Raw genomic sequence first — 899 nt, 5'->3', positions numbered from 1 at the left:
GAAATGTCTGCGTATATTTATTGTGTCGCTAAATCTTTTGGATTTAGCTTTGGACATGAAAAATTAAAAACTAAACAAAAAGCTTTAGCTCCGTGCGCAGTCGGAAACGTAACGTTTCCTTGCTTCCGCACTACGCTTAGCCGAGACCGTTGTAAGTAATTTAACGAACGAAATGAAAAAATTGATATTTATGGGAATTTTATCGCTATTTGGATTTAATAATTCGATTCCAAAGAATCCTACTTTTGAACAACAATTAGAAATCTTTAGAGAATTAGGCTTTGATTTGAATAATGGAACTAATAAATCTGATATTGAACGTTGGGAAAAACAAGAATTCCTTGATGAACCATTTACTCTAATGTATATGACACTCGGACAGACAATTGAGAGAGAACCTTGGACACCTCTAACTAATAAATGCTGGGATTTTGACACTGAAGCGATTGAAGACCACGGTTCTTATATTGAAATTTTTGAAAATCTTGAACGAATTACAAGAGGAGAATTAAAATTTGAAAACGTAAAAGATTATGTTGACATCGAAGAAGGAAAGGCTTGGGTTTCATTCACATTTAGCGGAAAAGAATATAAATGGAATTTGGAAGTTGACGATGATTGGGTTGATACTGATTTATTTTCAAAAGTCGTTGAACTAACTGAAAAAGTAAAATCTAAAGGAAGATATACATATTTTGACACTGGAGGACAAAATGCAGTTATAGGCTTTGAGACAGAGAAAAGTTTGAAAGAAATTAAAAGTAAAACTGGTCTGAAAATAGAATGGTTTGAATAAAAACTACTTACAACAAAGAACTGAGTTAAAAAACAAGCATTATTGAGCTAATTTTGAAACAAAATTTTCATCATAAGGCAATCCACTTTTTGCTATTGCAAAA

Annotated in this window: 1 protein-coding gene; it reads left to right on the top strand. The window is 31.9% G+C overall.

The annotated features are described in order from the left end of the window. Window positions 1–172 precede the first annotated feature (172 nt). A complete protein-coding gene (locus tag K8Z87_RS13805; RefSeq protein ID WP_227478163.1) occupies window positions 173–796 on the top strand; it encodes a hypothetical protein in 624 nt (207 codons plus the stop codon). Window positions 797–899: the final 103 nt, after the last annotated feature.

Origin of the sequence: Winogradskyella immobilis (genome assembly GCF_021887715.1) — a bacterium.
Lineage (GTDB): Bacteria > Bacteroidota > Bacteroidia > Flavobacteriales > Flavobacteriaceae > Winogradskyella > Winogradskyella immobilis.
This window is presented reverse-complemented; position numbering and strand designations above follow the sequence as displayed.